The sequence below is a fragment of the Phenylobacterium sp. genome, from assembly GCF_030693805.1.
Taxonomy (GTDB): Bacteria; Pseudomonadota; Alphaproteobacteria; order Caulobacterales; family Caulobacteraceae; genus Phenylobacterium.
Genome location: NZ_JAUXZW010000273.1, coordinates 1 through 23,846, shown reverse-complemented (window position 1 = coordinate 23,846; position 23,846 = coordinate 1). Strand labels below are relative to the sequence as shown.

The 23,846-nt window shown below is 67.5% G+C and carries 24 protein-coding genes, 1 tRNA gene and 1 pseudogene; 9 read left to right on the top strand and 17 right to left on the bottom strand.

Going from position 1 to position 23,846, the window contains the following annotated elements; all coding sequences use genetic code 11:
- The 3 genes and pseudogenes from Q8M88_RS10625 to rplM form a co-directional block, all read right to left on the bottom strand.
- A pseudogene (locus tag Q8M88_RS10625) lies at nt 1-145 on the bottom strand (N-acetyl-gamma-glutamyl-phosphate reductase); the annotation flags it as partial.
- Between the two features lie 80 nt (nt 146-225).
- Nucleotides 226-714, bottom strand: coding sequence for a 30S ribosomal protein S9 (gene rpsI, locus Q8M88_RS10620; RefSeq protein WP_305597135.1), 489 nt, complete (start codon nt 712-714; stop codon nt 226-228).
- The gene (rplM, locus tag Q8M88_RS10615; protein ID WP_305597134.1) at nt 714-1,187 is read right to left on the bottom strand and encodes a 50S ribosomal protein L13; all 474 of its coding nucleotides are present in this window, start codon (nt 1,185-1,187) and stop codon (nt 714-716) included. The genes rpsI and rplM overlap by 1 nt, the downstream gene beginning before the upstream one ends.
- Before the next feature lie 242 nt (nt 1,188-1,429).
- Here rplM and Q8M88_RS10610 point away from each other — a divergent pair, with 242 nt between their 5' ends.
- A complete protein-coding gene (locus tag Q8M88_RS10610) occupies nt 1,430-2,860 on the top strand; it encodes an alkaline phosphatase PhoX (RefSeq protein ID WP_305597133.1) in 1,431 nt (476 codons plus the stop codon).
- Between the two features lie 6 nt (nt 2,861-2,866).
- Here Q8M88_RS10610 and Q8M88_RS10605 read toward each other — a convergent pair whose 3' ends face one another.
- Nucleotides 2,867-3,898, bottom strand: coding sequence for a COX15/CtaA family protein (locus Q8M88_RS10605; protein WP_305597132.1), 1,032 nt, complete (start codon nt 3,896-3,898; stop codon nt 2,867-2,869).
- A gap of 153 nt (nt 3,899-4,051) precedes the next feature.
- Here Q8M88_RS10605 and Q8M88_RS10600 point away from each other — a divergent pair, with 153 nt between their 5' ends.
- Nucleotides 4,052-4,249, top strand: a complete 198-nt coding sequence (locus Q8M88_RS10600) for a DUF2842 domain-containing protein (RefSeq protein ID WP_305597131.1) — start codon at nt 4,052-4,054, stop codon at nt 4,247-4,249.
- Here the strand turns inward: Q8M88_RS10600 and Q8M88_RS10595 are convergent.
- Complete coding sequence (locus Q8M88_RS10595; RefSeq protein ID WP_305597130.1) at nt 4,224-5,120, bottom strand: crotonase/enoyl-CoA hydratase family protein; 897 nt, start codon at nt 5,118-5,120, stop codon at nt 4,224-4,226. The genes Q8M88_RS10600 and Q8M88_RS10595 overlap by 26 nt on opposite strands.
- Nucleotides 5,121-5,296: 176 nt before the next feature.
- Between Q8M88_RS10595 and Q8M88_RS10590 the strand changes: the two genes are divergently transcribed.
- Nucleotides 5,297-5,653, top strand: a complete 357-nt coding sequence (locus Q8M88_RS10590) for a nuclear transport factor 2 family protein (RefSeq protein WP_305597129.1) — start codon at nt 5,297-5,299, stop codon at nt 5,651-5,653.
- A 260-nt stretch (nt 5,654-5,913) separates the two neighbouring features.
- Here Q8M88_RS10590 and Q8M88_RS10585 read toward each other — a convergent pair whose 3' ends face one another.
- Nucleotides 5,914-7,080: an MFS transporter gene (locus Q8M88_RS10585; protein ID WP_305597128.1), complete on the bottom strand. Its 1,167-nt coding sequence runs from the start codon at nt 7,078-7,080 to the stop codon at nt 5,914-5,916.
- 462 nt (nt 7,081-7,542) lie between these two features.
- On the opposite strand from Q8M88_RS10585, the gene Q8M88_RS10580 reads away from it, so the two are divergent.
- Nucleotides 7,543-7,857, top strand: coding sequence for a hypothetical protein (locus tag Q8M88_RS10580; protein WP_305597127.1), 315 nt, complete (start codon nt 7,543-7,545; stop codon nt 7,855-7,857).
- Here the strand turns inward: Q8M88_RS10580 and Q8M88_RS10575 are convergent.
- Complete coding sequence (locus Q8M88_RS10575) at nt 7,854-9,200, bottom strand: MFS transporter (RefSeq protein ID WP_305597126.1); 1,347 nt, start codon at nt 9,198-9,200, stop codon at nt 7,854-7,856. The two genes, Q8M88_RS10580 and Q8M88_RS10575, sit on opposite strands and share 4 nt — an antisense overlap.
- Nucleotides 9,201-9,382: 182 nt before the next feature.
- Between Q8M88_RS10575 and Q8M88_RS10570 the strand changes: the two genes are divergently transcribed.
- From Q8M88_RS10570 to Q8M88_RS10560, 3 genes are read left to right on the top strand one after another with little or no spacing between them, the layout of a single operon-like run.
- Complete coding sequence (locus tag Q8M88_RS10570; protein ID WP_305597125.1) at nt 9,383-10,657, top strand: glycosyltransferase; 1,275 nt, start codon at nt 9,383-9,385, stop codon at nt 10,655-10,657.
- Nucleotides 10,647-11,690: a glycosyltransferase family 2 protein gene (locus Q8M88_RS10565; protein WP_305597124.1), complete on the top strand. Its 1,044-nt coding sequence runs from the start codon at nt 10,647-10,649 to the stop codon at nt 11,688-11,690. The genes Q8M88_RS10570 and Q8M88_RS10565 overlap by 11 nt, the downstream gene beginning before the upstream one ends.
- Complete coding sequence (locus tag Q8M88_RS10560; RefSeq protein ID WP_305597123.1) at nt 11,687-13,180, top strand: oligosaccharide flippase family protein; 1,494 nt, start codon at nt 11,687-11,689, stop codon at nt 13,178-13,180. Before Q8M88_RS10565 ends, Q8M88_RS10560 begins: the two co-directional genes overlap by 4 nt.
- On the opposite strand, the gene Q8M88_RS10555 is transcribed toward Q8M88_RS10560, so the two are convergent.
- Nucleotides 13,109-14,395: a glycosyltransferase family 2 protein gene (locus Q8M88_RS10555; RefSeq protein WP_305597122.1), complete on the bottom strand. Its 1,287-nt coding sequence runs from the start codon at nt 14,393-14,395 to the stop codon at nt 13,109-13,111. The two genes, Q8M88_RS10560 and Q8M88_RS10555, sit on opposite strands and share 72 nt — an antisense overlap.
- A gap of 423 nt (nt 14,396-14,818) precedes the next feature.
- Between Q8M88_RS10555 and Q8M88_RS10550 the strand changes: the two genes are divergently transcribed.
- Complete coding sequence (locus tag Q8M88_RS10550; protein WP_305597121.1) at nt 14,819-15,274, top strand: hemerythrin domain-containing protein; 456 nt, start codon at nt 14,819-14,821, stop codon at nt 15,272-15,274.
- 119 nt (nt 15,275-15,393) lie between these two features.
- On the opposite strand, the gene Q8M88_RS10545 is transcribed toward Q8M88_RS10550, so the two are convergent.
- The 8 genes from Q8M88_RS10545 to Q8M88_RS10510 form a co-directional block, all read right to left on the bottom strand.
- Nucleotides 15,394-17,022 (bottom strand): ABC-F family ATP-binding cassette domain-containing protein, encoded by a 1,629-nt coding sequence (locus Q8M88_RS10545; RefSeq protein ID WP_305597120.1) that lies wholly within the window; start codon nt 17,020-17,022, stop codon nt 15,394-15,396.
- A 222-nt stretch (nt 17,023-17,244) separates the two neighbouring features.
- Nucleotides 17,245-17,321 (bottom strand) — tRNA-Pro (locus Q8M88_RS10540).
- Nucleotides 17,322-17,399: 78 nt separating this feature from the next.
- Nucleotides 17,400-17,822 (bottom strand): MerR family transcriptional regulator, encoded by a 423-nt coding sequence (locus tag Q8M88_RS10535; protein ID WP_305597119.1) that lies wholly within the window; start codon nt 17,820-17,822, stop codon nt 17,400-17,402.
- Nucleotides 17,823-17,836: 14 nt separating this feature from the next.
- Nucleotides 17,837-18,139 carry an integration host factor subunit alpha gene (locus Q8M88_RS10530; RefSeq protein WP_305597118.1) on the bottom strand — a complete coding sequence of 101 codons (303 nt, stop codon included), beginning with the start codon at nt 18,137-18,139 and terminating at the stop codon, nt 17,837-17,839.
- A gap of 90 nt (nt 18,140-18,229) precedes the next feature.
- Nucleotides 18,230-19,210 carry a beta-ketoacyl-ACP synthase III gene (locus tag Q8M88_RS10525; protein WP_305597117.1) on the bottom strand — a complete coding sequence of 327 codons (981 nt, stop codon included), beginning with the start codon at nt 19,208-19,210 and terminating at the stop codon, nt 18,230-18,232.
- The gene (plsX, locus tag Q8M88_RS10520) at nt 19,207-20,265 is read right to left on the bottom strand and encodes a phosphate acyltransferase PlsX (RefSeq protein ID WP_305597116.1); all 1,059 of its coding nucleotides are present in this window, start codon (nt 20,263-20,265) and stop codon (nt 19,207-19,209) included. The genes Q8M88_RS10525 and plsX overlap by 4 nt, the downstream gene beginning before the upstream one ends.
- 114 nt (nt 20,266-20,379) lie before the next feature.
- Nucleotides 20,380-20,898: a DUF177 domain-containing protein gene (locus Q8M88_RS10515; RefSeq protein ID WP_305597115.1), complete on the bottom strand. Its 519-nt coding sequence runs from the start codon at nt 20,896-20,898 to the stop codon at nt 20,380-20,382.
- Entirely contained in the window at nt 20,895-21,425 is a 531-nt protein-coding gene (locus Q8M88_RS10510) for a ubiquinol-cytochrome C chaperone family protein (protein WP_305597114.1), read from the bottom strand. Before Q8M88_RS10510 ends, Q8M88_RS10515 begins: the two co-directional genes overlap by 4 nt.
- A 113-nt stretch (nt 21,426-21,538) precedes the next feature.
- Here Q8M88_RS10510 and Q8M88_RS10505 point away from each other — a divergent pair, with 113 nt between their 5' ends.
- Nucleotides 21,539-22,027, top strand: a complete 489-nt coding sequence (locus Q8M88_RS10505; RefSeq protein WP_305597113.1) for an outer membrane protein assembly factor BamE — start codon at nt 21,539-21,541, stop codon at nt 22,025-22,027.
- 84 nt (nt 22,028-22,111) lie between these two features.
- Here Q8M88_RS10505 and Q8M88_RS10500 read toward each other — a convergent pair.
- The coding region (locus Q8M88_RS10500; RefSeq protein ID WP_305597112.1) for a sodium-translocating pyrophosphatase at nt 22,112-23,846 on the bottom strand (1,735 nt) is incomplete at its 5' end.

The window sequence follows — 23,846 nt, the reverse complement described above, 5'->3', positions numbered from 1 at the left end:
TCAGCAATTCCGCGCGGGCGTCGGCGTCCTTGCGCCGGGCGGGATCGATGGAGACCACCTCCAGGTCGCTCCGGCGCGCCAGCCGGTCGCGGATCTGGAGCCCCGTTGTGCCGGCTTCGCCGTCGATGAAGATGGTGTGGGTCATGTCTGCATCCGAGAATGAAAAAGGGCGCTCCGGTTTCCCGAAGCGCCCTGATCCGAAGTCGCGAGTAATCGCTGCGCGGATTAGCGCTTCGAGAACTGGAAGCTGCGGCGGGCCTTGGCCTTGCCGTACTTTTTCCGCTCGACCACGCGGCTGTCGCGGGTCAGGAAACCGTGCGGCTTCAGCACGGCGCGCAGGCCGGGCTCATAGTAGGTCAGGGCCTTGGACAGACCGTGGCGCACCGCGCCGGCCTGGCCGGAGAGGCCAGAGCCTTCGACGGTGACGACGACGTCGAACTGGCCGAGGCGGTCAGCGATCTGCAGCGGCTGGGCGATCATCATCCGCAGCACGGGGCGGGCGAAATAGATCTCCTGGTCGCGGCCATTGATCGTGATCGTGCCCTTGCCGGGCTTGATCCACACGCGCGCGATGGCGTTCTTACGCTTGCCAGTCGCATAGGAGCGGCCCTGGGCGTCGATCTGCGGTTCGCGGACGACTTCGACGTCGGGGTTGGACGACAGGCTCTGGAGAGCCTCGAAGCCCGAACCCTGGGTGGTGGAGGTGTCCGACATTATTGGCTCCGCACGTTCTTGGCGTTCATACCGGCGAACGCGATGGTCTCGGGGCTTTGCGCTTCATGCGGATGCTCGGCGCTGTTGTAGATGCGCAGGTGCGTCATCTGCCGGCGAGCCAGCGGGCTCTCCTTGGGCAGCATGCGCTCAACGGCCTTTTCCAGGATCCGCTCGGGGAAACGGCCGCCGAGGATCTTGCCCGCGGTGCGTTCCTTGATGCCGCCCGGATGGCCGGTGTGCCAGTAGTAGGTCTTCTGCTCGAGTTTGCGGCCGGTGAACTTCACCTTGTCGGCGTTGACCACCACGACAAAGTCGCCGCAATCAACGTGAGGGGTGTAGTCGGGCCGGTGCTTGCCGCGAAGACGCATGGCGATGAACGAAGCGAGACGGCCGACAATGGCGTTCTCCGCGTCGATCACGATCCATTTCTTCTCGACCTCGGCGGGCTTCAGAGAAGCCGTGGTCTTCTGCATGGGAGAAACTGTCCGTGGAGATCCGCCGAGCGCGCCCGGCCTGAGAGGGCGCGCATATCCGACACCCGGCGCGAACTGTCAACACCGGATGCACGACCTTCAGGCAATGCTTTGAAAATACAAAATAAATTTCATACGGTAATATAATACCACGTCCGGTTTGCACACGCGTTGGACCTGTCATCATACTGTACCGGAAGCCCCGCATTAAGGGCGGTCGCCCGTCTCGCCCGGAGTCCGCCTTGTCCCTTTCGCGCCGCAGACTGTTGAGCGCCGCCGCCGGAACGGCCGCCTACGCCGGTCTCGCCCGCTTCGCCCGCGCGACCGATGTGAGCGCCGTAGACGAGGCCTATCCCTATGCGAACGAAGTCCCGGGCTATGGACCGCTGCGAAGCGACCCGGCGGGCCTCTTCGATCTGCCGGAGGGCTTCTCCTACGCCGTCGTCTCACGGGCCGGCGATCGGATGAGCGATGGTCTGCTCACGCCCTGGAAGACCGACGGCATGGGCTGCTTCGCCGGCGACGGCGACGAGGTCATCCTGGTCCGCAACCACGAGCTGAAGCCCGCCGACCGGGAGCGAAGCGCCTTCGGTCCCGGCCGCGGCCTGGCCGGACGGGTCGCCGCCGACCGCATCTACGACCGCACCGACGACGGCCTGCCGATGTCCGGCGGGACCACCACCCTGGTCTACAACGTGCGCCGCCGCGCCCTGATCTCGCATCACCTGAGTCTGGCCGGCACCAGCACCAACTGCGCCGGCGGGATCACGCCCTGGGGCTCGTGGCTTTCCTGCGAGGAGACGGTCCAGGCCAAAGGGGTCGAGGCGCAGAAGGACCATGGCTGGGTGTTCGAGGTGCCGTCGCGCGGACGCGGGATCGCCGAGCCCGCGCCGATCACCGGCCTGGGCCGCTTCAAGCACGAGGCGGCGGCGGTCGATCCGCGCACAGGGATCGTCTACCTGACCGAGGACGAGCCGGACGGACAAGGCCTGTTCTACCGGTTCCTGCCGCAGACGCCTGGCCGACTGCACGCCGGCGGGAGGCTGCAGGCCCTGGGGTTCCGCGAAGGCGCAGACGCCGACCCGCGCAACCGCGAGGCCCGCTACTGGAGCGTGGGCGATTGGCGTGACGTGCGCTGGATCGACCTGGACGGAACCGACAACAGCGCCGAGGACCTGCGCTTCCGCAGTCACACCAAAGGCGCGGCCTGGTTCGCCCGCGGCGAAGGCGTCCATTTCGGCGACGGCGAGCTGTACTTCGCCTGCACCACCGGCGGGCCGATCGGCGCGGGGCAGATCATGCGCTATCAGCCGAGCCAGCATGAAGGGAAGCCCGGCGAGGCCGACGCGCCCGGCCGCCTGCAGTTGTTTGTGGAGCCCACGGACCTGCGCGTGATGGAGATGTGCGACAACCTCGCCGTCGCGCCCAACGGCCACCTGGTGGTCTGCGAGGATCGCGCCACCAATGCCCTCAACCACCTGCGCGGGGTGACGCCTCAGGGCAAGATCTACACCCTCGGCCGCAACGCCGAGCTGGGCGACGGCGACGTCGGCGCGAACTCCGAGCTTGCCGGGGCGTGCTTCTCGCCGGGCGGCTCGACCCTGTTCGTCAACATCTACCTGCCCGGGATGACCCTGGCGATCACCGGGCCCTGGGGCAAATTCCAGGGCTGAACCCGCCTAAGGTCGGCGCGCGCGCCAGGCGAAGGCGACGGCGAGCGCGACCAGCAGGGCGGCGGCGAGCTGGTGGGCGATCGCCATGCCGATCGGCGCCGCCATCATCAGCGTGGCGATCCCCAGCAACGCCTGCAGCAGGACGGCCGCGCCGACCGCAATCGCCAGGGCCTTGGTCTCGGTCGCCAAGTAGCGCGAGCGGGCGGCGCCGACCGCCGAAACCAAGGCTGCAATGACCAGCGCATAGGCCCACAGGCGATGGTGCAGCTGCACGGCGGCCTGGCTGTGGGCGATGGTCGCCCAGAGGCCGGCGCCGGCGTAGTCGGCCGGCCAGAATGCGCCATTCATCAGCGGCCAGTCGTTGTAGGCGAAGCCGGCGTCGTTGCCGGCCACCAGCGCCCCCAACAGCACCTGCAGATAGACCATCGCCAACAGCACGCCAGCATAGCGGGTCCAGCGGCTGGGCGCGGACTGGCGCACTCCCCCCGCCCAGGCGTCGAGCCCGGTCCAGATCAGGGCGGCGAACAGTGCGAACGCCAGCCCCAGGTGGACCATCAGCCGCTCGGGCGCGACCGACACGCGATCCGCAAGCCCGCTCGCCACCATCCACCAGCCGACGACGCCCTGCAGTCCGCCCAGCACGAACAGCGCTGCGCAGCGCCAGATCAGCCGGTTCGGCAGCTGGCGGCGGACCAGGAAATAGATGAACGGCGCCAGGAAGGCTGCGCCCAGCAGCCGCCCGAGCAACCGGTGCGCCCATTCCCACCAGTAGATCGACTGGAAGGCGGCCAGGCTCATGCCGCGGTTGACCTCGGCGTACTGCGGGATCTGGCGATAGCGTGCGAACTCGGCGGCCCAGGCGGCGTCCGACATCGGCGGCAGCACGCCGCTGATCGGCTTCCATTCGGTGATCGAAAGGCCCGAGCCGGTGAGCCGGGTCGCGCCACCGACGACGACCATCGCCAGCACCAGGGCCGCGACCGCAAACAGCCAGACCGCCACCGGGCGGGAGCGGTCCGAACGCAGGAAAGAAGTCATGGATGAACGTCGCGGCTCTTGAAGGCTTTACTTTGGCCACCCGCTAGCCTGGAAAGCGCCACCGGTCCACGCCGCGCCTGCGCCATGGCGCGGCGGGCGGGCGGAAGCTATAAGCCCGCCCCTGCCCCGCCACCGCACAACTGGAGCCTGAGCTTGACCGCACGCGTACGAAAGTTGATCGGCACGCTGGCGATCCTGGTGTTCCTGGTGGGCTACATCGGCGTGATGGCGGCGATCGGCGAACGCCTCCCGGAGCATTGGGCGATCCAGCTCGGCTTCTATGTGATCGCGGGCCTGGGCTGGGGCGTGCCGATCCTGCCTTTGATCAGCTGGATGAACCGCGGCCGCTGACCCATTCGTCGAAGAACGGCGGCATCTTCGAGGCCACGCCCTTGAAGTCGGGGGTGCGCTTTTCGAGGAACGCGGCGACGCCCTCCTTACCGTCGCCGACGCTGGCGTAGAACATCGCCAGTGAATCGATGCGATGGGCCTCCAACGGATGCGTCTGGGCTGAGTTTCGCAACAGCATCTGCCTCGCCATGGCGGTGGCCACGGGCGACTTGCCGTCGATGAACCGATGGGCCAGCGCGCGCGCATCGGCCATCAGCGCATCCGGCGCATGCACCGAGCGCACCAGACGTCCGCGCAGCGCCTCCTGCGCGTCGAGGATGTCTGCGGTGTAGATCCACTCCATCGCCTGCTGAACGCCGACAATGCGCGGCAGGAACCAGCTCGAGCAGGCCTCCAGCACGATGCCGATGCGCCCGAACACGAAGCCGATCCGCGCCTTGTCCGAGGCCATGCGAATGTCCATGGCCAGGGTCATAGTCGCCCCGATGCCCACGGCAGGGCCGTTGATCGCGGCGATCACCGGCTTCTTGCAGTTGAAGATCGCCAAGGTCACCCGACCGCCGGTGTCGCGCACGCCATCGAAGATCGCCGGATCGTCCAACCGTTCGTGCAGGTCCGCCAGCGTCGGGCTCTGATCCTCGTCGAGGCCGAAAACATTCCCGCCGGTGGACAGGTCCATGCCGGCGCAGAAGGCGCGGCCCTCGCCGGTGACGATCACCGCGTCCACCGCGTCGTCCTCGCTGGCTCGCTCGAACGCCGCGACCAGCTCATTGGCCATCTCCACCGTAAAGGCGTTGAGCTGCTCGGGCCGGTTCAAGGTGAGGGTCAGGACCCTGTCCTCGACCTCGTACTTCAGCGTCGCGTAGGTCATCCGGCGTTTCCTCTTTCCCGTCGGCGCGCGGCCGTGGCTCAGTGGCGATGAATAGGTCGCGGGCTCGAGCGATGTCACCCGCCTTACGTGAAGTTGGTGTGGGAGCCGGTGGTCCTATCGGCTAAAGGCTGGATCAAGGACGGCCGCTGCGACCGCTCCATCCCAGGAAACAGCCTATGACCGCCGACGTCGACGCGATTCTCGTCAAATGGGCCGACGGATTCGGCCGCAGCGACGCCGATGCGATCGCCGCGCTGTACACGCCAGATGCGATCTTCATCGGCGGGATCGGCGGGCTGAACCTCGGCCAGGATGGCGTGCGCGGCTATTTCCAGGCCAACGTCTCGAACTCGACGATCGTCTTCCGTGATGTGACGGTGCGACCGCAAGGCGACGATGTCGTGGTGGTGGCGATGATCGGCGCGATCGTCCGCGACGGCGGCGAGTCGCGCGATTTCCGCTTCCTGCAGACCCAAGTCCGCACGCCAGACGGCTGGCGCATCGCCGCCCACCACGGGTCGCACGGCCTGTAGAGGACGCTGGCCTGGCCGTGCGATCCGGTGACGGCGGCGCGAGGCGATCGAATATGGACTGATCGCCTTGGTGCTGGTCGCCGCATTGACCACGCTCGGCCCGAAGGTAGCGGGAACGTTCAACAAGGTCGGCTCCAAGATGCCATGACGGGGCCGGACCCCCGCACTATCGCTGCCAAATTCGTGAACGCGCTGGGGCTGGCGGCATGTGCGATCGAAGAGGGGCCAGACGTCCGCGCCGAGGCCTTCCGCCGCCTTGGCTACCGCACCGGTCGCGGCATGGTTTTCCACACGGCGACAAGGAATATCGTGCCGATGAGGCTGATCGCCAGCGACCCCAGATACATGTCGCGGACGCCAAGCAGATCAGCGAGCATGCCAGAGAAGACTGAGCCCAGGCCGGCGCCGATCTGAAACGTCATCGTGAATATTGCCATGGCTTGGCCGCGGCGCTCTGGCGGCGCTGCGTCCATCGCCAGGGTCGTCGTCGCCGCCCCGATCAGCCCCGGGCCAATCGAAGCAATGATCGCGCCCACAAGCACAATCGGCAGAGTATGGCCGCGCCAGATCATGATGAGTCCAATCGTCTGCGCGACAAAACCCACGGCGATCAGCGTGCCCTGCCCCAAGGAATCGGCGCGTTTTCCAAGCACAAATCGCATCAACACGATCAGAATGCCTGAAACGATGTAGTACATGCTGACGTCGCCCAAGCCTTCCTTCTGCGCGAAGAGGGGGAGGAAGGCGGCGATCGCAGGCGCTGGAAGCGTCTGGCAGAGGCTCAACACCATCGCGATGACGATACCGCGGTTCAGCGCGCTTGCCCTTGCGGGCGCAGACGCGGTTTCCGGCTCCGGCGGCGCCGCACGCCTGTCCGCCAGTTCCCGCCGACGCATCCTCAGAGCGATCGGGATCGCCACCGCGGTCACGGCGAAGGAGGTCGCAAACACCGCGACCGGACCGCCGCCGCCGTTCATCAGCCAAAGGCCGAGCGCCGGGAAGACGACGAACGCGCCGGTGATCGCACTGTAGAAATAGCCCGTCGCCTCTCCACGCCGATCCGGCGGCGCGGCCGTGGCAAGGTGAGCATAGCCGCCGATATTCAAAGCGCCCCAGGCCAGGCCTCGCGCCGCCGATCCGATGAACAGGGCGATCAGCGAGGGTATGAAGAAGGTTAAGCCGGCGAGCGCGAGGCTGATCACGCCGAACGTCAGCATGACGGCATGGCCGATGCGATCGGCCATTGGCCCAAGGATCGGCCGCACCAGAAAACTCGGTGCAGCGAACGCCAGGAGGGCGAAGCCCGCAACCGATGTGGAGCCGCCGAGCCTGTTTACGTAGATCGGTATGATGGGCGTCAGGATCGCCTGCCCGGCATAGGCCAAGAACATCGATGCACAGAGCAACATCAATGACTTGGAGAACATGTCGCGGTCCTGGACGGCAGCCGGAGGTGGCGGTGAAGCGTTGGACATCCAGCGAAACGCGCCATGGCTGTAGCCTGCCAGCCCGCCTCGCCTGTTCCTAAGGCCCCGTTTCCCAACACTCAGCAAGCGCAATGACCACATCCGGCTCCAAGCTGTGGCGGGCTGCCGCCTACGGTATCCACCAACCGAGCGCGGCGGACCGCTTCGACTCGCGGGCGACGTCAGGTCGCTCGCTGCTTCGCCAGCCGGGTCTTCAGACCCCGCAGCCTGTGGGCCAACGCGCCGCGATACTCGAACGCCAACATCAAGAGTCCGAAAGCCGCGCCTGCGGCGGAGAGCGGCGGGCCCACGCAGACCTGCAGGATTCCGCGAAGGCCTGTACAGCGGCGACCACCTGGCGCTCAGCCCCGACACGCGGCGACCCTGGGCGTCGAGGCGAAGGCGCCTGTTTTCGGCGGACGCGTGCGGCTGCTTCCAACATATCGCTACGTCAGCAAGACCTACTTCACCGACGACAACTCCAAGCCGGCCCTGGTAATCGGAGCCTTCGTCACGCCGATCGGCTTCGACGGATATCACGGCGGCTACGGGATCGCCGATCTTCGCCTCGACGACACGCCAGACGCGGCCCGCTGGTCGGCCGGCGTCTTCGCGTCCGACCTGTTCGATCAGCACTACGTGAAGGAGTCTGGCGACGGCGGCGAGGACTTCGGACTGCCGACCTACATCGCCGGCGATCCGCGCGTGGTAGGGATCTCATTGAGCATCCGCCGTTAGGCCACGCGGACGCCCTCCGGCACTCTTCGCAGACAGATCAGGCCTGCGACCAGGAAGGCGAGCACCACGGGGATCGTCACCCGAAGGTCGCCCAGCCACGCTGTCAGCCCGCCGATGATCAAGGGCGCCGCAAAGGCCGTCGCCTTGCTGGAGAACGAGAACAGTCCGAACCAGCGTCCGGTCTCGTCGGCCGGCGAAAGCCGGACCAGCCAGCTGCGAAGCGACCCGTAGAGCGGTCCGGCCGACAGGCCTATCAGCAGGGCCAGCGACATGAAGATCCGTTCCCCGGTGGTCGCCAGGAAGCCGTCGCCTGGCGTAGGCGGCGTGATGGGGAAGACGAAAGCCAGGCGGTCGGCCGAGACCAGGCCGACGCCGGCGACCGCGATGCAAAGGCCGGTAACGCAAAGCATGACGATCGCCTTGGGACCCCAGCGGTCGTCCGCCTGGCCGGCGCACCAGGCCGCGAGACCAGACATGGTCATCAGCAGCACCGCGTAGGTGGCAAGTTCCGCCGTCCCCCAATCGAACAGCCCCGTCGCCAGCACCCCGGCGAAAACGCCGGCGGCGCTGAGGCCGTCGCCGAGCAGCATGCGGCCTAGCAGGAACCGTGTGAGGACCGGGCGCTGGCGCAGCAACCGGACGATCGATCGGAGGCTCGCCCCCTTGACCTGAGGACCCGCCGGCCGATCCGGCGTCCACAACAGCATCGGCGTGACGAACAGCACGAACCAGACGGCGCAGAACGCGCCCACCGCGCGCTGCGGCTCGTAGGTCTGCTTGTCCAGACCAAACAGCGGCGGGTTCATGACGTTGAAAAGCAGCAGATAGACGAACAGCGCAGCGAGACCGCCGACGAACCCGAGCGCCACCGCCCCGCCGGAGAGGCGGCCGACGCCCTGCGCCGTCGTCAGATGGCTCATCATCGCATTGTTGGCGGTGATCATCAGCTCGGCGAGGATCGCCGCGCCGATCATGCACGCCATCACCAGCGGCAGCCGGTCGGTCCGACCCGGTTCGGCGAACCACAGCCCGCAACAGGCGGCTGCGAACAGCACCGACAAGACGACGATCCAGCGCTTCGCATGACCGCCCCGGTCGAGCGCGCCGCCGAAAGCCGGACTGAGGACGGCGATCACCGCCGCGGCGCTGCCGCCGACCAGACCGATCAGGGCCTGGCCGCGCACGGGATCGCCCAGGTAGGTGGATGCAAAGTACGGCTTGAACAGAAAAGCCCCGACCAGGGTGAAGTAAGGCTGGTTCGCCCAATCGAAGAGCGCCCAGCTGAACCTCTGCAGGCGCGGCGAAGGCCGCCATCGCGCGGGTCCGGTCTCGATGAGCGCCACGACACCTCCCGGGCGACGACAGACAGTTTCGATCATCCGGGATCGGCGGATCACAATCACAGCTTAGTTCAGGCAGGCGCGGCGAGGCACATGAATTGCACTACGATAAGCGCGGCCGCGACCTGCTGGACGATATCGGACAGCGCGCGCCGTAGTGCCATGCGCGGCAAGCAGGTGTGGGGATGCGGATCGCCTTTTTCGTCAATCGATTCCCGGTGGTCTCGGAGGCGTTCATCACCAACGCCGCCGCCGGATTGATCGACGCCGGCCATGCGGTTGATATCTACGCCATGGTCGGGCGTGGCGACGCGCGGCATGGACGTCATGCCCTGGTGAGCGAGTACGGCCTGGAGCGCCACGCGCGCGTCATGCGGCATCGCGAGCACCCTCGCCGTCGGTTGGCCGCAAGCCCGCTCGCCGCCGCCCAACTGATCTCCGCGCATCCGCTGACAGCGGCCCTGGCGCTGGATCGCTCGACCTTCGGCCGCGAGGCTGGCGACCTCACCACCTTGCATGAGGCGGCGATGTTCAGGCGGCGCGGCCGCTACGACATCCTGCATTGCCAGTTCGCCACCCTGGCCGACACAGTGTTGAACCATCGCAACGCCGGGTTCCTGTCAGGCAAGGTGTTCGTGCATTTCCGCGGCTACGACATCTCCAACGTCGTGCAGGAGCGCGGCGAGGGCGTCTACGACCGGGTGTTTGAGCAAGCCGACGGGTTCGCCGCCGACTGCGACTATTTCCGCGATCGGGCGCTCCGATTGGGCGCGCCCGCCGATCGGTTCGCGATCTTCCCCTGCGGCGTCGCCCTGGCCTCATTCCCGTTCAAGGCGCGTCGATGGTCGCCGGGCGAGCCGGTGAACCTGCTCTCGGTGGGCCGCCTGGTGGAGAAGAAAGGATTGCGCCATGCGATCGGCGGCGTCGCGGCCCTCGCGCGCGACGGGCTGGACATGCGGTTCGTGATCATGGGCGACGGGCCGCTGCATGCTGAGCTCGAGGCCCAGGCGCGCGCAGAAGGCCTGTCGGATCGCATCACCTTCACCGGCGCGGCCACACACGACCAGATCGCCAGCGCGTTCGACGAGGCGCACATCTTCATCGCCCCGTCGACGACGGCGACGAACGGCGACCAGGACGGCCCTTTGAATACGCTGAAGGAGGCGATGGCCTGCGGCTGTCCCTTCGTCACCACCGACCACGGTGGGATACCCGAGCTGGTGGGGGGCGTCGACGCCGGCGTCATGGTGCGTGAGGCCGACGCCGACGCGATCGCCCAGGGCCTGCGCGACCTCCTTTCCCGCCACTCGGACTGGGAACGGATGGGGGCGGTTGGACGCGCGCATATCGCCGCCCATCACTCGATCGACGTGGCGACCCAGGGCGCGCTTGGCGCATATGCAGCGACCCTAGCGCGCTCCAGTCGTCCAACGGCGGAGGCCGCGACCCATGTCCGTTGAATCGCCGACGCCGGAGCCTGCGGTGACCATAGTGGTCATTCAGCGCGACCGCTTCAGTCTCGCCAAGGCGTCGCTGGACAGCCTGTACGAAAACACCGGCGAGCCTTTCCGGCTGATCTATGTGACCGGCGGCGCCCCACGCGCGATCCGGCGCTGGCTGGACGCCGAGGCCGGACGTCGCGGTTTCGAGCACATCGCACAGGACCGCTTCCTCGCGCCAAACGAGGCCAGGAACCTCGGCGTGTCGCGGTCACAAACGCCCTTCGTCGCCCTCGTCGAGAACGACGTCATGTTCAGCCCCGGGTGGCTGGGGGCGATGACCGAGTGCGCCGAGGCCACCGGCGCTGCGATCGTCGCGCCTCTCACCTGCCAGGGCGTGCCGCTGCACCAGCAGGTGCATCACCTGGGCGGAGATTTCGTCGATCTGGCGGCGTTCAATCAGACCCCCTTCGGCGAAAGAGACTTCAACGAACACATCGTGCTGCAGGGCGAACTGTTGGCCTCTGTGGCTGGCGAGCTCGAGAGGACGCAAACCCAGTTCTGCGAGTTCCACTGCTGCCTCGTTCGTCGGTCGATCTTCGAGGCGATCGGCCCGCTCGACGCCAGCGTGATCTCGGTGAAGGAATATCTCGATTTCTCGCTGTCCACGCTGCAGGCGGGCGGATCGATCTGGTTCGAGCCCAAGGCGGTGGTCACCCACCTCTATCCTTCGCGGCGACATCCGCTGCGCCTGTACGACCTGCCGTACTTCATCCTTCGCTGGTCGCGCGAATGGGAGGACCAGAGCATCGATCGCCTGCAGCAGAAGTGGGGCCTGCGCGATGGCGGCTTCGTAACCTTGCGCCGCTCACTGATGGATTGGCGTCTGCCCGACGGGGTGCTCAGGCCGCTTTTGGCCAGGGCGCCCGTGCTCGGCCGGCGCCACGGCTTTCGCGAGCGGGGAACGCGCCTGCTCTATCCGCCGCTGAAGCGGCTCGCCAGTGCGATCGCCCGCCGCTACGAGCGCGACCGGCAAGCCGCGGCCGGACGTTGAGCCATCCGGCACAGCCCGGACTGCTCGCCCACGCCGGACGCGCCGCGGGCTGGGCGGCGCTCGCCAAATGGCTGAATCTACTGATCGGCGCCGGGTCGTTCCTGGTGATGGTCCGCCTGTTGAGCCCGGACAGTTTTGGCCTCTACGGCATGGCCGTGATCGTGCTGGCGCTGCCCGAGGTGGTGGTCGGCGGTCCCCTGAGCGAGAGCCTCATCCAGCGGCGTGACCTGCGGCCAGCACACGCCAGCGCCACGTTCTGGCTGGAGCTGACGTGCGCGCTGGTGCATTTTGCGGCCATTGTCGCGCTCGCGCCCTGGATCGCCGCCCTGTTCGGGCGTGATGAACTCAAGACGCTCGCGCCGGTCTACGCCGCGACCCTGATCCTGCTCGCGCTGGGGTCGACGCCAGCCTCGCTGCTGCAGCGGAACCTTCGGTTCAAGGCCATAGCCGCAGTTGACGCGAGCGGCGCTGCGATCGCCGCGTTCGTGGGCCTCGGCCTGGCGCTGGCGGACTTCGGCGTATGGGCGCTGGTCGGCATGGAATCCGCACGTCGCGCCGTCAGAGCGGCCGGGTTCATCGCCCTGGCGGGCTGGCTTCCCGCACGTCCGCGGGTCGGACCGGAGCTGCGCGAACTGGCGCGATTCAACCTGACGACCCTGGCGACCCGGTTACTGGTCCAGGTGGACGCGGCGGCCCCGCGGTTCATCGTCGGCGTCTTGCTGGGCGCTCAGGCGCTGGGCTATCTCAATCTCGCGAACCGCATCCTTCAGCAGGGCGCGGCGGTGCTCATCGCACCGTTCAACGCGGTCGCGCTGTCGGTGGCCTCGGCCGCCAGGGACGATCGCACGACGATGCATGCGACCCTCGGTGCTGCGTCGCGGATCACCGCATTCGTCGCCTATCCAGCCTTCCTGGGCGCCGCCGCCTTGGCGCCGCTGGCGGTGCCGCTGCTGTTGGGCGAGCACTGGCGCGCCGCGGTCGCTTGCATCCAGATCATGCTGTTGCTCGGCATCCGGGCCGCGACCGCGTCCTTCAACGGCGCAGTGCTGAGTGGATCCGGACGGCCCGACCTGCAGCTCGCCCTCGTGGCGCTTGGCCTGGTCAGCGTTGCGGTGCTGACGCCGCTCGCCGCCACATGGAGCCTGAGCGCGGTCGCTGGCGCCCTCCTGCTTCGCGGCCTGGTCACCTGGTGGGTCGGCGCATGGCTCGTCCAGCGCGTGACCGGCTATCCGGCGCACCGCCAGATCACACTCGGTTGGCGCGACCTGGTCGCCGCCGGCGTGATGGCCATGACGTTGTTCGGCGTTCAGTCCCTGGTCGTCGTGCCGCCGTGGGCGCTGCTCGCGGGGCTGACGACGCTCGGGGCCGCCGTCCATCTGGGCGTGCTCTTCCTGCTGTCGCCGGCTCGCACGCGCCGCCTAGCCGCTGCGGGCGCGGCCGGGTTGCGTGGTGATCGTCGTCTGCTGGGCGAACTGTTGCGCGCCGACTGAGCGGCGCGCGCGCCATCGGGCGAACCTGCGAGAGGCGGCCGCGAGCGTCAGTCGGGCCGCTCGCCGCACGCCGCAAAGCCGGACCAGGGCGGAGAGGTTCAGCACCAGCCGGATAGCGTCTGCGTTCAGCAGCGCGTGCCGGATCCGGTAGGTCAGCGGCCGCGCCAGGGCTAGGCGGATCTCGCGGCCCGTGTCGCCCGCGCCCGCCGCAGACACCAGGCCGCGCTGGAGGCCGCGATCGCGCAGCAGCACGTCGATCCCGTAGCGCGACCCCAACGTCTGGCCCAGAATCTCGCTTTCAAGCGCCGAGAGAGTGGGGTCCGCGGCGACCTGCCGACCCGCGACGAGCGCCGCGACGGCGGCATCCCACAGTTCCTTTCGGCCGGCGATCGCCGCCCGCTGGAAACTTGCGCGGCGATGCTCGAGCGGCGAAAGCATCCGCCCGCTCGGCGCTTCGCCAAGGAACTCCTCCGCCGAAAGCGTCGGGAGAAGCTCACCGACGATCCGACGGTCGAAAGTCCGCCAGCGGTGCGTCCGTTGATGCGATTTGTACCGTAAGCGCGCCGGTCCTCGCGCGCCGTCGTGCTGGCGCTGCAGCACCACGACCGCATCGATAGCCGCGCCCTGGAAACGCCGGGCGACCGCCAGCAGGATATTATAGTCCACCGAGGCGACGATCGTCTCATCGAGCGGTCCGATCGCGCGGTAACAGTCGCGGCGTATCAGGGTGCAGGGCTGGCCGGTTATGAAGCAGTCTTCCATCAGCCGTACGAAGAGCGAGCGGCCGTCCTCGGGCGGAGCGGCCACCGGCGCCCAGCGACGACCCCGCGCGGTGTCGCGGAACGCCCTGAGCCGCCCGAACGAAAAGCCCAGCGACGCGTCCGACAGCAGGGGCGCCAACAGGCCGGCGAGCGCGCCGGCCGGGGCGATGTCGTCGTCGTCCATCACCCAGATGAAGTCGCCGGCGGCGGCGTTCAAACCCAGGTTTATGGCCGCTGACTTGCCTCTGTTTTCCGATGCCAGATAGGTGATGGCGGAGCCGTAGGACGCGCAGATCGCCCGGGTGTCGTCGGTGGATCCGTCGTCCACGACGAGCACCTCGAGTGGGGCATGGGACTGCGCAAGCACGCTATCGATCGCCTCACGCAGGAAGCGGCCGCGGTTGAACGTCGGCATGATGACGCTGACCGTTTCGACTCGCCCAGAAGCGTTCAAAACTCCCTCCACCCCCGCTCGACATCGACGACGAGGTCGTCGGCCTGCAAGTTTCACTCCACTTGGTGAGTCTCGGCGCCTGTCCAGGTGTACGTCGACCTGGCGCAGTCGACTCGCGACCTCGGCAAAGGGTCTGCTTGGCCATTGAGGACGCGCGGCGTCTGACACAGCGCAGCTTTCACCAGGCTCGCGCGTTCCTCAAGTGCTGGCGAGCTGAGCCGTCGAGCTTCGCGGAATCTGCTCCGCCCCCACAAGTCTCAAGGAACATCCATGTCCAGACCAGCGAGCCAAGCCGCGCAGACTGAGGCGAAGGCCACGGCGATCGCGCAAGCGCGCGCCGTTGCTCCTGACGTGCCGGTTCGGATTGGCTCAACACCCGCCACGAAGTTTCGCGGAAATCCTGCGATCTTCGGGCGCCTAGTCGTGGATCACGACAAGCATCGCGCGCTGTTGGCGATGATCGATGCGACTGGTCCCCACGATCCAGCGCGAAAGACCCTGTTCGAGGAATTCGTTCGGGACGTCCACGGTCATGCCGCCGCCGAGGAGCAGGCGCTATGGTCCACCGTCATGCGCAATCCCGAGACCACCGAATTCGCGCGTCACGCCGTGGGCGACCATCACAAGCTGGACAAGCTGATGGCGGACGCCGCCGCACGGGACATCGCCGCGCCAGGCTGGCTCACCCATTTCGCGGCGCTCAAGATAGAGTATCTCGACCACATTCTCGAAGAAGAGACCGAGCAGTTCGTCGAGGCGGAGAAGACGCTGACCGAGCAGGATCAGCGCTACATGCAGAGAGTATTCAACCGCCGGAAGAAAGCCGAAAAGGCGGCCGCCGAGATCAAGAAGAAAATCGCGCTGAAGCCGATCGCCTAGCCCCGGCGCTGGGCAGGGTGGGAGCCGAGCGCGGCGTCCAAGAGCGGATCTTCCCGGCGGCCGACCGTCCTAGAACATGGCGCCATCTCCGCGGGCGCCGGTTCGAGAACCCGGCGTCGCTAACCTCCCGGATGCAGCCCCGGCGCTTCCTGGCCCGTGCGGGCGACGTATTCCGAATAGCCCCCGCCGTACTGATGGATTCCCTCGGGCGTCAGCTCCAGCACACGGTTCGACAGGGCCCCCAGGAAATGGCGGTCGTGCGAGACGAAGAGCATGGCGCCCTCGAAGTCCGCCAGGGCGGCGACCAGCATCTCCTTTGTCATGATGTCGAGATGGTTGGTCGGCTCGTCGAGCACCAGCAGGTTCGGCGGATCGAACAGCATCTTGGCCATGACGAGCCGCGCCTTTTCGCCGCCGGACAGGACGCGGCAGGGCTTTTCGACATCGTCGCCGGAGAAGCCGAAGCAACCGGCGAGCGTGCGTAGCGCACCCTGGCCCGCATGGGGGAACGCACCGTCCAGCGACTCGAAGATCGTCTCTTCGCCGTCCAGCAGGTCCATGGAGTGCTGGGCGAAATAGCCCATCCTGACGCTGGCGCCGATGCCGACCGTACCCTGATCGGGCGTGGTGGCGCCGGCCACGAGCTTCAACAGCGTCGATTTGCCGGCGCCATTGGCGCCCAGCACGCACCAGCGTTCCTTTCGGCGCACCAAGAAGTCGAGGCCCGCATAGATCGGCTCGGCCCCGTACCCCTTATGGATATTGCGCAAGCTAATCACGTCGTCGCCCGACCGGGGCGGGCTCCTGAACTCGAACTGGACCGACTGTCGACGTCGCGGAGCCTCAACGCGTTCGATCTTGTCGAGCTTCTTGACCCGGCTCTGGACCTGGGCGGCGTGCGAGGCGCGCGCCTTGAACCGCTCGATGAACTTGATTTCCTTGGCCAGCATGGCCTGCTGGCGCTCGTATCGCGCCTGGCGCTGCTGTTCGCCGAGCGCACGCTGCTGCTCATAGAAGTCGAGATCGCCCGAATAGGTGATCAGCGAGCCGCCATCGATCTCCACCACCTTGCCGATGATGCGGTTCATGAAGGCGCGGTCATGCGAGGTCATCAACAGAGCGCCGCCATACGACTTGAGGAAGGCCTCAAGCCAGATCAGGCTTTCCAGGTCGAGGTGGTTGCTCGGTTCGTCCAGCAGCATGCCGTCGGGTCGCATGAGCAGGATGCGCGCCAGCGCCACGCGCATCTTCCAACCGCCCGACAGCAGACCGACATCGCCGTCCATGCGTTCCTGACTGAAGCTCAGGCCGGCCAGCACCTCGCGCGCCCGCGCGTCCAGCGCATAGCCGTCGAGTTCCTCGAAGCGCCCCTGCACCTCGCCGTAGCGGTCCATGATCGCGTCCAGTTCGTGAGCCTGGTCCGGATCGACCATGGCCGCCTCGAGGCTGGACATTTCGGCGGCCAGCGCGCAGACCGGGCCGACGCCATCCATCACCGCGGCGACCGCGCTCTGGCCCGACATCTCCCCGACATCCTGACTGAAATAGCCGATCGTCATGCCGGGATCGATCGCGACCAGACCGTCATCGGGCTGCTCCTGACCGGTGATCATGCGGAACAGCGTCGTCTTGCCGGCGCCGTTCGGGCCGACCAGCCCGACCTTTTCGCCCTTCTGCACGCTCATCGAGGCTTCGATGAACAGGATCTGGTGGCCGTTCTGCTTGGAGATATTGTCGAGGCGGATCATGCGGCGGTGAGCTATCTCGGCTGCAAGGAGAACGCCAGCCTCAGGCTCTAGGCTGGCGATCCTGGGTCCATGATCGGTCAGCCATGATATCGGCGCCGCGCCATATGAACGACGCCGCCACAATCGGCTCGAACCGTCCCCACCGACACGGTGCGTTATCCAGCCGACCATTGTCAGGAACTGCGAGGCTTAAAGAACGCCCACATTTCCTTTTAAGAACAATGGTCGGAGCGACAGGATTTGAACCTGCGACCCCTTGACCCCCAGTCAAGTGCGCTACCAAGCTGCGCTACGCTCCGACACCTCTGTGCGAGGCCGGCCCTTATAGGCAGGGGCGCAAAACGCGGCAATGCTAAAACGGGCGGGCGTCCTCAGCCTCAGCGCCGCAGCAGGGCGTCGAGCCTGGCCTGCGCCGCTTCCAGCGCTCCCAGCGCCTCGCTCAGGCGTGCGCGCGAGCCGGCGTCCAACGCCTTGGCGGGTGCGGTTTCAAGGTCGGGAATCGCTTCGACCGACGCCGACGGCGCAGCATCGCCCTGTCCCGCCGCGGCAAGGCGTTTCAGCCCCTCCTCGCGGTGCAGCCGCTGCACGCCCTTGATGGTGTAGCCGTCCTCGTAGAGCAGACACCGCACGCCGCGCAGGATGGCGACGTCCTGCGGCCGATAGAACCTGCGGCCGCCGGCCCGCTTCATCGGCCGGATGAATGAGAACTTGGTCTCCCAGAATCGCAGCACGTGCTGGGGCACGTTCAGCTCTTCGGCGGCCTCGGATATCGTCCGAAAGGCGTCCGGGCCCTTGGCCACGCGCTAGAGCGCCCTCACCGCAACAGGGCGCGGTCGACCCGCGCCTTCATGACCTGGGAGGCGCGGAAGCCGATCACGCGCCGGGGTTCGATCGCCGCCGGTTCGCCGGTCTTGGGATTGCGGCCCATGCGCGCGCGCTTGGCGCGGACCTGGAATACGCCGAATCCGGAAAGCTTGACCTGTTCGCCCTTTTCCAGGGCCTGGGTCATCAGTTCGAGCACGCGCTCGACCAGTTCGCCGCAATCTTGGCGAGTAAGGCCCACTTCCTCATGGACCGCCTCGCACAGGTCGGCCCGCGTTACTGTCGCGCCCTTCATTCTCGCCCCTGCCCCGGACTCTCGTCCGCCTCTTTCTGACGTGAATGTCGCATCAGGTCAAAGACTTCTAGCTGCGCATTGGCCGGTCGCCTAAAGGCGGACCACACAGGCGCCCCAGGTCAGCCCGCCGCCCATCGCTTCGAGCAGCAGGAGCTGCCCCGGCTTGATCCTGCCGTCGGCGATCGCCTGGTCCATGGCCAGCGGGATCGAGGCGGCGGAGGTGTTGGCGTGGGTGGCCACGGTGGACACCACCTTGGCGGGATCGATGCCCAGGCGCTTGGCCACACCCTCCAGGATCCGCTGGTTGGCCTGGTGGGGGATGAACCAGTCGACGTCGGCGACATCCACGCCGGCGTCGGCGGCGGCGGCCAGCACGGCCTCGGAGATGTTCACCACCGCGTGGCGGAACACCTGGTTGCCCTGCATTCGCAGCTTGCCGATGTCGCCGCTCGTCGACACCCCGCCGTCGACGTAGAGCAGATCCTGCTTGGTCCCGTCGGCGCGCAAGGCAAATCCCAGCACGCCGCGGTCGTCGGTGTCGCCCTTGCCTTCGCCGGGCTCCAGCACGACCGCGCCGGCGCCGTCGCCGAACAGCACGCAGGTGCCGCGGTCGGTCCAGTCCATCAGCCGGGTCATGGTCTCGGCCCCGATCACCAGCGCGCAGCGACTGCGGCCCCGCGCCACGAAGCCGTCGGCCACGGAGAGCGCATAAACGAAGCCCGAGCATACCGCCTGCACATCGAAGGCGACGCCGATCGGCGCGCCCAGTTTGCGCTGCACGATGGTGGCGGTAGCGGGAAAGGTCAGATCGGGCGTGGTGGTGCCGACGACGATCAGGTCGACCTCCGCAGCGGTGCGTCCCGCCGCAGCCAGGGCCCGTTGGGCCGCCACCAGCGCCAGGTCGGAGACCGCCTGCTCTGGCGCCGCGCGATGGCGGGCGTGGATGCCGGTGCGCTCGACGATCCAATCGTCGGTCGTGTCGACGAACTTCGCGAGGTCGTCGTTGGTGACCACCTCGTCGGGAAGATAGCCACCCACGCCGGTGACCACGCTACGCGTTACAGTGTTCAACTACTGGCTCCATCGCCGGGCGCAGGATGGGACTCGGCCATAGCGGCCGGGAGCTTTCCCATATTCCTTTCGATCTCGGCCGCGAAGTCGCTTTGCGCTAGATCGGCTGCGACCCGTAGCGCCAGGGCGAAATCGCGCTCGCTCGCGCCGCCGTGGCACTTCACGACGATGCCGTTGAGGCCCAGCAGCGGCGCGGCCGGCGGCGGGTTGAGCCGCTCGCTCAGTCTGCGCAGGGCGCTCTGCGCCAGGAACGCGCCCGCGCTCGCCATGACGCCCGAGGTCAGCGCCGCTCGCAGCTCGTCCTTGATGAACCGCGCCGCGCCCTCGGCGGTCTTCAAGGCCACGTTGCCGGTGAACCCGTCGGTGACGATCACATCGACCACGCCGCGGGTCAGGTCGTCGCCCTCCACGAAGCCGTGGTAGTTCATGTCCAGACGGCCCTCACGCAGGATGCGGTGGGCCTCGCGCACTTCGCCGTGGCCCTTCATCTCCTCGGAGCCGACATTCAGCAGGCCGATGGTCGGGCGCGCCACGCCGTGCGCCGCGCGGTGGTAGGCCTCGCCCAGGATCGCGAACTCCACCAGCCGCTCGGCGTCGCAGTCGACGTTGGCGCCCACGTCCAGGAAGGTGGTCACCCCACGCACGCTGGGCCAGCCGACGACCAGCGGCGGGCGGTCGAGGTCGGCGCTCATCCGCAGGATCAGCTTGGAGATCGCCATCAGCGCGCCGGTGTTGCCGGCGGAGACCGCGGCCGTGGCCTCGCCTGTTTTCACCGCTTCGACGGCGCTCCACATCGAGGTGCCCTTGCCGCGGCGCAGGGCCTGGGCGGGCTTTTCGTCCATGGCGATGACGCGGTCGGCGTGGCGCACTTCGCAACGGACGGCCAAGGCCGGCAGCCGAGCGAGCTCGGCCTTCAGCCGCGCCTCGTCTCCGTGCAGCAGGAAGCGGACATGAGGGCCCATCGAAGTGGCCGCGCGGGCCACCGCCGGCGCCGTCACCGGCGGACCGTGGTCTCCGCCCATGGCGTCGACCGATATCACCAGGGGTTGGCTCAAGACGTCGCCCAAAGTCCCCCCTCAGCGACCTCGCCGCCTGCCCTGCGGGACGATACAACGCGGCCGGCTCGATGCAAGCGCGCCCGCGAACCATGATTTTCCAAATAGATAGGCCTATCCCTTTGGATCCTGCAGCCGTTTGAGCACGGCGAACGGCGAGTCGTCTTCCGGCCCGGCGTCGAACTCGAAGCTCACGCCCGGCTTGCGCGGGAACGGATCGACCTCCAGGGCCAAGTGCTCGATCACATAGGCCGCCAGGTCGATGACGTCGCCGGCCAGGACGTCCGGCGGATCGGGCGCCTCGAGGTCCAGCTCCATCTCGGAATCCTCGTCCGGCGCGTGCGGGCTGCCGGCCGGCACCACCTGGACCTCGAAGGCCCCAGACAGCGGCTGTTCGAAATCCTCCAGGGTGACCCCGCAGGTCTGCTCCACCTGCGCCTGGAAGCGGCCGAGGATCTCGGCGCCGTCCAGCCACGGGCGGACTTCCAACTCGGCGCGCAGGGCCGGCAGGCTGATCACGTCGATCTGGCGGGCGATCTGCGCACGCTGCTCGGCGTCGGGTTCGAGGATCACGGTTCGCGGGCCCTGCGACAGCTCGCCCAGGCGCATCATCACCGACCAAGCGGCGGTCACGGGGCGACCCAGCCAGCATCGCCGGCGACCAGCGATTCGGTCGGCCGCGCGAGCAGCGCGTCGCGCTCGGCGAGCACGTGGGCGATCAGCGCATCCACCGGCGCATCCTCGGCTTCGGCGTAGACGGTGCGGACCAGCAGCGCGCGCAGCGGCTCTACATCCGGCAGGCTCTCGAACGCCACTGCGTATGACTTCACCCGACCGTAGAAGGCTTCGCCCAGCCGGCGCATCTTCTTGCCCACCGACAGATCGCCGACCCCCATCTCGCGCAAAGCATGGTCCAGCGCCTTCACATAGGTGTCGAACAGCGCCTGAGAGACGTCGGCGGCCGCGGCCCCCTGCCCGCGCAGACGATCCAGCAGCAGCACCACATGCAGGGTGTAGATCTCGAACCGGCCCTCGACGGTGTCGGGTGCGGCCAGGGCCCCATAGAGCGCGGGATTGCGCGAACGCGCCACGGCGGCGGCGTACAGCGCACGGCCGGCGGCGGTGGCCGACCTAGGCCGAAAGAAGCGTTCCAGGAGCATGCGGCGGTTTGAGCCTCGTTTTCGCCCGAACCCAGGGCTAAGGCGGCATTGAACTAAGCGGCGGCGGGCGATAGGTCAAAGTCTCACAGTAAATGAACCGGGTCCCCTGTCCGATGTTTCGACGCGCCGCCTACGCCGTGCTCGCCGCCAGCCTGCTTGCTGCGACGGCGTGCGCGCCGATCACCAGCTATTCCGGCTTCCAGGCGATCGACGCCGATCCGAAGGACGTGAAGGCCGGGACCGACACCAAATCCACCGTGCGCACCAAGCTGGGGTCGCCGTCGATCCAGTCCACCTTCGATCCCAACGTCTGGTACTATATCAATCAGACCAAGGCGCGGGTCGCGTTCCGCCGCCCGCAGGTCACCGCCCGCAACATCACCGCCATCACCTTCAACAAGGACAGCGAGGCGGTGGAGGCGGTGGACAATTTCACCCTGAAGGACGGCAAGGTCATCGCCTTCAACGGCCGCGAGACGCCGACCCGCGGCCGCGAGATGACCATCCTGGAGCAGCTGCTGGGCAACGTGGGCGCTGGAGGCATGCTGCCGCGCGACGACGACGACGGCGTCCCGGGCACCCGCCCTGGCGACAACCGCTAAGCGCAACGCCACACAGCCCAAACGAAAGACGCCCCGCGGATCGCTCCGCGGGGCGCTTTTGTGTTCGGCCTTGCGGCCTGCGGATCAGCCGATGACGCCGTGCGCCAGCATCGCCAGCAGCAGCAGGGCGACGATGTTGGTGATCTTGATCATCGGGTTCACCGCGGGACCCGCGGTGTCCTTGTAGGGATCGCCGACCGTGTCGCCGGTCACCGCCGCCTTGTGGGCTTCGGATCCCTTGCCGCCGTAGTGACCCTCTTCGATCAGCTTCTTGGCGTTGTCCCAGGCGCCGCCGCCCGAGGTCATCGAGATGGCGACGAACAGCCCGGTGACGATCACCCCCATGAGCATCGCGCCCAGGGACGCAAAGCCGTTCACCTTGCCGGCGATGGCGGTGATCACGAAGAACAGCACGATCGGCGAGAACACCGGCAGCAGCGAGGGCACGATCATCTCCTTGATCGCGGCCTTGGTGAGGATGTCCACGGCGCGGCCGTACTCGGGCTTCACCTCGCCAGTCATGATGCCCGGGTTCTCGCGGAACTGGCGACGAACCTCGTCCACGACGCTTTCAGCGGCGCGGCCCACGGCGGTCATCGACATGCCGCCGAACAGGAACGGCAGCAGGCCGCCGAACAGCAGGCCGACCACCACGTAGGGGTTCGAAAGGTCGAAGGCGACGTGGCCCAGGCCGTAGAAGAACGAGTTCACGTCCGTCGTCGTGGAGAAGTACTTCAGATCCTCGGTGTAGGCCGCGAACAGCACCAGGGCGCCCAGGCCCGCCGAACCGATCGCGTAACCCTTGGTGACCGCCTTGGTCGTGTTGCCCACCGCGTCGAGCGCGACGGTGGCGACCCGCACGTCGGCCGGCAGGCCGGCCATCTCGGCGATGCCGCCGGCGTTGTCGGTGACCGGGCCGAAGGCGTCGAGAGCGACGATGAAGCCGGCCAGCGACAGCATGGCGGTGGTGGCGATGGCGATGCCGAACAGGCCCGCCAGGTTGTAGGTGACGATGATGCCGACGATGATCGTCAGCGCCGGCAGGGCGGTGGACTCCAGCGACATCGCCAGGCCCTGGATGACGTTGGTGCCGTGGCCGGACACCGAGGCCTTGGCCACCGACTTCACAGGCCGGAACCCGGTGCCGGTGTAGTACTCGGTGATCACCACGATCGCGGCGGTGACGATCAAACCGGTGACGCCGCACCAGAACAAGCTCATGGCGTCAAAGCTGACGCCATTCACCGTCATCGGCGCGGTGACTAGGTTGGTGATGACGAAATAGAGCGCCGCCACCGACAGCACGCCGGTGACGATCAGGCCCTGATAGAGCGCGCCCATGATGTTCTTGGACTTGCCCAGGCGTACGAAGAAGGTGCCGATGATCGAGGTGATGATGCACACGCCGCAAATCGCGAGAGGCAGCAGCATCATGTCGCCGACTTCCGGCAGGCCGCGGAAGAAGATCGCGGCCAGCACCATGGTGGCGACCGTGGTCACCGCGTAGGTCTCGAACAGGTCGGCGGCCATGCCGGCGCAGTCGCCGACGTTGTCGCCCACGTTGTCGGCGATAGTGGCCGCGTTGCGCGGGTCGTCCTCGGGAATGCCCGCCTCGACCTTGCCGACCATGTCGCCGCCGACGTCGGCGCCTTTGGTGAAGATGCCGCCGCCCAGACGCGCGAAGATCGAGATCAGCGAGGCGCCGAAGGCCAGCGCGACGAGCGCGTCGACGACGGTGCGATCCTCACCGCCAACGGTGAACCCACCGGGGCCGATCAGATACCAGAAAAAGACCGAGATCGCGAGCAGGGCGAGGCCT

Bases quoted from the DNA above. Each gene is read 5' to 3' on its own strand.
- Q8M88_RS10530 (WP_305597118.1), bottom strand. From the start codon at position 18,139: ATGAAGGGCGCGACAGTAACGCGGGCCGACCTGTGCGAGGCGGTCCAT.
- rpsI (WP_305597135.1), bottom strand. From the start codon at position 714: ATGTCGGACACCTCCACCACCCAGGGTTCGGGCTTCGAGGCTCTCCAG.
- Q8M88_RS10590 (WP_305597129.1), top strand. From the start codon at position 5,297: ATGACCGCCGACGTCGACGCGATTCTCGTCAAATGGGCCGACGGATTC.
- Q8M88_RS10605 (WP_305597132.1), bottom strand. From the start codon at position 3,898: ATGACTTCTTTCCTGCGTTCGGACCGCTCCCGCCCGGTGGCGGTCTGG.
- Q8M88_RS10505 (WP_305597113.1), top strand. From the start codon at position 21,539: ATGTTTCGACGCGCCGCCTACGCCGTGCTCGCCGCCAGCCTGCTTGCT.
- Q8M88_RS10585 (WP_305597128.1), bottom strand. From the start codon at position 7,080: ATGTTCTCCAAGTCATTGATGTTGCTCTGTGCATCGATGTTCTTGGCC.
- rplM (WP_305597134.1), bottom strand. From the start codon at position 1,187: ATGCAGAAGACCACGGCTTCTCTGAAGCCCGCCGAGGTCGAGAAGAAA.
- Q8M88_RS10565 (WP_305597124.1), top strand. From the start codon at position 10,647: ATGTCCGTTGAATCGCCGACGCCGGAGCCTGCGGTGACCATAGTGGTC.
- Q8M88_RS10595 (WP_305597130.1), bottom strand. From the start codon at position 5,120: ATGACCTACGCGACGCTGAAGTACGAGGTCGAGGACAGGGTCCTGACC.
- Q8M88_RS10570 (WP_305597125.1), top strand. From the start codon at position 9,383: ATGCGGATCGCCTTTTTCGTCAATCGATTCCCGGTGGTCTCGGAGGCG.
- Q8M88_RS10545 (WP_305597120.1), bottom strand. From the start codon at position 17,022: ATGATCCGCCTCGACAATATCTCCAAGCAGAACGGCCACCAGATCCTG.
- Q8M88_RS10510 (WP_305597114.1), bottom strand. From the start codon at position 21,425: ATGCTCCTGGAACGCTTCTTTCGGCCTAGGTCGGCCACCGCCGCCGGC.